Consider the following 4,569-nt stretch of genomic DNA (forward strand, 5'->3'; position numbering starts at 1 on the left):
GCCCGTACCAAGGGCACCATCGTCGGCATGCTGAACGAGGTGACCAGCACCACCGACACCGTCACCCTCTTGCCGGCGGCGTGGCCGGTGGTGATGATCGGCGTGCCCTTGTCCAGCTTGCGCTGGGCCTCACGATCCCAGTGGTCGCCGTGCATGTGCGACAGGACGATGGCGTCGAGGGGCGGCAGCTCCTCCACGGTCATGGCGGGCTCGGTCAGGCGCTTCGAGCTCAGCCCGTACCCGAGATAGGCGCGCTGGCCCCGGTGCAGGAAGTTCGGGTCGGTCAGGATGGTGAAGCCGTTGCAGCGGATGAGCGTGGTGGCGTTCCCGATGAACCGCACGCTCGCCTTCTCGGCGTACTCGTCTGGCGTGCTCATACGCGCCAGCTGCCCTCATGAGCAGCATCGACACCATCATGAGCGGCCTCAGCGGCGGGAGGTGCCCTCAGGCCACCGAGCCCAGGAGGGGCTTGCCCGCCCATGCGTAGGTGACGTGCACGACGCCGGCGTCCGTCGTGGCGGAGCCGGTGAGCCTGAGCCCGGCCGCGGCGGTCCCCTCGCGGAACAGCCGCTTGCCCTGGCCGAGCACGACCGGGAAGACCAGCAGCCGGTACTCGTCGACCAGCTCGGCCTCCTGCAGCGAGCGGATGAGGTCGCTGCTGCCCTGCACCAGGATCTCGCCGTCGCTCTCGTGCTTCAGCTCGGCGACCGTCCGGGCCGCCTCGCCCACCAGGACGCGGGCGGGAGGCGTCATACGTTCTCGTCCAGCTCGATCGCGGCGGCGGGGCACACGCCGGCGGCCTCGCGCACCGTCGCGTGCAGGCGCTCGGGCGGCGTCTCGTCGAGCAGGACCACGATCCCGTCCTCGTCCCGCTGGTCGAACACGTCGGGCGCGAGCATCACGCAGGTGCCCGCGCCGCAGCACTTGCCGTCGTCCACACGTACCTTCATCGGTCCCCCTCTATGGGTTGTCGTGGGTGATGGGTGCCAGCCACATGCCGACGATCGCGTCGATCAGCCCCGTCGCGGCGTCGTGCCAGGTGGCGCGGGGGGTGGGGGTACCCTCGGCGAGCGCGCGCTCCCGCTCGGCCATCATGTGCACCATGAGCTGACGGGCCATGTCGGCGCGCTCGGCGCGCACCTCCGCGGGCAGGTCGGGCAGGCACCGGTCGAGCTCGTCGACCGTCCGGCGCAGCGAGGGCGCGGTGAGCGTCTCCTCGATCATGATGGGGCGCAGCGCCGGGTCGGTCATCACCTGGGCCGCGAACCTGGCGAACCACGTCGGGTTGCCCAGGGCGGCCAGGTGCTCGGTCACCGGCCGCAGCAGGCAGGCCACCCAGTCGCGCACCTCGCCGGAGCCGTCCGCCTCGGCCAGCATGCGCAGGCGGATGCGCTCCATCGGCTCGGCGTGCTTGCGGATGATCGCCCGCACGAGGTCCGGCTTGGCGCCGAAGTGGTAGCCGACGGCGGCCGTGTTGCCCTGCCCCGCGGCCTCGCTGACCTGGCGGTTGGAGACCGCGGCCACCCCGTGCTCGGCGAACAGCCGCTCGGCGGCGGTCAGGATCTGCTCCCGGGTCGCGCTGACCCGCTCGGCCCGCACGGCCCTGCTCGGCAGGGTCTTACTCGCCACCTTCGCTCACCACCGTACGGGAAGCTCGCTCAGCCCGCCGACGACCAGGCCCTCGACCCGGCGCAGGTCCCCGGCGGGCACGGCGAGGTCCAGGGTGGGCAGCTTGCGCAGCAGCACGCAGAGCACCGCCTGCAGCTCGGTGCGGGCCAGCGGCTGCCCCAGGCAGGAGTGCGCCCCGGCGCCGAAGGTCAGGTGCGGGTTCGGGCTGCGGGTGAGGTTCATGTCTCCGGCGCCCTCGAACGCGCGCTCGTCGCGGTTGGCGGCGGCCATGTCGCACAGCACGGTGGAGCCGCCCGGCAGCACCGTCCCGCCGACCTCGACCTCCTCGGCGATGTACCGCGGCATGCCGAAGCCGAGGTTGGCGTCGTAGCGCAGCGCCTCCTCCACCGCCGTGCGGATCAGAGACGGGTCCTCCAGCAGCGCCTCCCAGCGCCGCCGGTCGACCAGGAGCATGGCCACCATCTTGCCGATCATGTTCGCGGTCGTCTCGTGCCCGGCGACCAGCAGGCCCATGCCGGTGGCCACGAGCTGGTCGTCGGACATCTCGCCGCCCGCGACCAGCTCGCTGAGCAGGTCGTCGCCCGGGTCCTTGCGCTTGGCGGTGATGTGGCCGCTCATGTACTCGAAGAACTCGACCTGCGCCGCCATCAGCTCGGCCTCGGTGTAGCGGGTCAGGTTGAGCAGCGCGTCGGACCAGTGCGAGAACTTGTCCCGGTCGGAGTCGGGAACCCCGAGCATGTCGCAGATCACCCACACCGGCAGCGGGAAGCCCAGGCTCGCCTTCAGGTCGGCCGGCTGCCCCCGCTCCACCATCTCGTCGACGAGCTGCTCGGCCATCGCCTCCATCCCCGGCCGCAGCGACGCCATGCGCCTGGCGGTGAACCACTTGGTGATCCTGCGCCGCCACTGCTGGTGGCCCTCGCCGCCGTCCGGGATGGAGGAGGCCATGTCGCTGTTGAACACCCCGCCCGACTCGCTGTCGGAGATGCGGGCCGCGTCGTCGGCGGTCAGCCGCCGGGTGAACCTGGGGTCCGACAGCACCTGCTTGACGTCCTCGTAGCGGGTCAGCAGCGACGCCTCGTCCCCGCTGGGCAGCTTCACCCGGGCGACCGGGCAGCCCTGCCGCAGCTCCGCCCACTCCGCCGGGGGCTCCAGCGCCGCCGGCCTGGTGAACGGGTAGGTCAGCGCCTGCTCGTGCTCGCTGTCGGTCACCGTACGTCCTCCTCGAACTCGACCCTAAGTCAACCGTCAGTCAACCCGGTCTGCTAATTTAAGTCAAACAGTTGATTTAATCGGGGGACCCCTTCATGAGCCATGCCGCAACCGCTCCAGCCTCGCCGGACATACGCGCCCCGCGACCGAACGCCGTCGTGGCCGTGCTGGCCTTCGCGGGGATCGTGGTCGCGCTCATGCAGACCCTGGTGATCCCGCTGATCCCGCAGCTTCCCCGGCTCCTGAGCGCCTCACCGTCCGACGCCACCTGGGCGATCACCGCCACGCTGCTGGCCAGCGCGGTCGCGACGCCGGTGGTGGGCCGCCTGGGCGACATGTACGGCAAGCGGCGCATGCTGCTGGTCAGCCTGGGCCTGCTGGTGACCGGCTCGGTCGTCGCCGCGCTCAGCTCCTCGCTGGTGCCCATGATCGCAGGGCGCACCCTGCAAGGGCTGGCGGCCGGGGTCATCCCCCTGGGCATCAGCATCATGCGCGACGAACTGCCCGCCGACCGGCTCGGCTCGGCCACCGCGATGATGAGCGCCTCGCTCGGCGTCGGCGGCGCGCTCGGCCTGCCCGCCGCCGCCTTCCTGGCCGAGAGCACCGACTGGCACATGCTGTTCTGGACGTCGGCGGGCTTCGGCGTCGTCGCCGCCGTGCTCGTGCTGAGCCTCGTCCCCGAGTCCGCCGTGCGCAGCGGCGGGCGCTTCGACCTGGTGGGCGCGGCCGGGCTCTCGGTCGCGCTGGTGTGCCTGCTGCTGGCCATCTCCAAGGGCTCGGCCTGGGGCTGGGGCAGCGGCCTGACCGTCGGCCTGTTCGCCGCCGCGGTCGTGGTGCTGCTGCTGTGGGGCTGGTGGGAGCTGCGCGCCGCCCGGCCGCTGGTGGACCTGCGCACCACCGCGCGCCGTCAGGTGCTGCTGACCAACCTCGCCTCCGCCGTGTTCGGCTTCGCGATGTTCGCGATGTCGCTGGTGCTGCCCACGCTGCTGCAGCTCCCCGTCGCCACCGGCTACGGGCTGGGGCAGACCATGCTCGCCGCCGGTCTGGTGCTCGCGCCGTCCGGCCTGGTCATGATGGTCATGGCGCCGCTGTCCGCGCGCGTCTCCCGGGCCCGCGGGCCCAAGGTGACGCTGATGCTCGGGGCGGTCGTGGTGGCCGCCGGCTACGGCCTGGGCGTCGTGCTCATGTCGGCCGTCTGGCAGCTCGTCGTGGTCTCCAGCCTGATCGGGGCGGGGATCGGGCTCGCGTACGGGGCCATGCCCGCCCTGATCATGGGGGCCGTGCCGGTGTCCGAGACCGCCGCCGCCAACAGCCTCAACACCCTGATGCGGGCCATCGGCACGTCGATCTCCAGCGCCGTGTCGGGCGGCATCCTGGCCGGGCTGACCGTCTCCCTGGGCGGCGGGGTGAGCGTTCCCTCGCAGGACGGCTTCCGCGTCGTGCTGGCGATCGGCGCGGGCACGGCGCTGCTCGCGCTCGTGATCATGGCGTTCATCCCCGGCCGCCGGCCGGCCTCCGCCGGGAAGGGGAAGGGGCGGCACGCGGCCGTCACGACCCACGAGAAGCAGCCCTCGGTGAGCTGAGCCTCCGGGAGCACCCGACGCCCCGGCCCGGGCGTCCGGCTGGTCGCTGGGCCGGTCACCCGGCTGATTGCTCTGCCGATCGCTCGGCGGGGCGTCGTCACGCCGTGCCGCCGCTCGCGCTGGAGGTGACCGTGGCGGAGGAGAC

At 72.4% G+C, this 4,569-nt stretch carries 6 protein-coding genes; 1 reads left to right on the top strand and 5 read right to left on the bottom strand.

Features of this window, described 5'->3' with window-relative positions; translation table 11 throughout:
- The 5 genes from KME77_RS16210 to KME77_RS16230 all read right to left on the bottom strand — a co-directional run.
- A partial coding sequence (locus tag KME77_RS16210; RefSeq protein ID WP_219467883.1) for an MBL fold metallo-hydrolase occupies positions 1-377 on the bottom strand: 377 nt, incomplete at its 3' end.
- A gap of 67 nt (positions 378-444) precedes the next feature.
- Positions 445-753, bottom strand: a complete 309-nt coding sequence (locus tag KME77_RS16215) for a dihydrofolate reductase family protein (RefSeq protein ID WP_219467887.1) — start codon at positions 751-753, stop codon at positions 445-447.
- Positions 750-950: a ferredoxin gene (locus tag KME77_RS16220; protein WP_219467890.1), complete on the bottom strand. Its 201-nt coding sequence runs from the start codon at positions 948-950 to the stop codon at positions 750-752. Before KME77_RS16220 ends, KME77_RS16215 begins: the two co-directional genes overlap by 4 nt.
- 10 nt (positions 951-960) lie before the next feature.
- Entirely contained in the window at positions 961-1,629 is a 669-nt protein-coding gene (locus KME77_RS16225; protein ID WP_308250724.1) for a TetR/AcrR family transcriptional regulator, read from the bottom strand.
- Positions 1,630-1,635: 6 nt separating this feature from the next.
- Entirely contained in the window at positions 1,636-2,841 is a 1,206-nt protein-coding gene (locus tag KME77_RS16230; RefSeq protein WP_219467893.1) for a cytochrome P450, read from the bottom strand.
- A gap of 95 nt (positions 2,842-2,936) precedes the next feature.
- On the opposite strand from KME77_RS16230, the gene KME77_RS16235 reads away from it, so the two are divergent.
- Entirely contained in the window at positions 2,937-4,424 is a 1,488-nt protein-coding gene (locus KME77_RS16235) for an MFS transporter (protein ID WP_219467896.1), read from the top strand.
- Positions 4,425-4,569 lie beyond the last annotated feature (145 nt).

It is taken from the genome of Nonomuraea rhizosphaerae (genome assembly GCF_019396405.1).
GTDB lineage: Bacteria > Actinomycetota > Actinomycetes > Streptosporangiales > Streptosporangiaceae > Nonomuraea > Nonomuraea rhizosphaerae.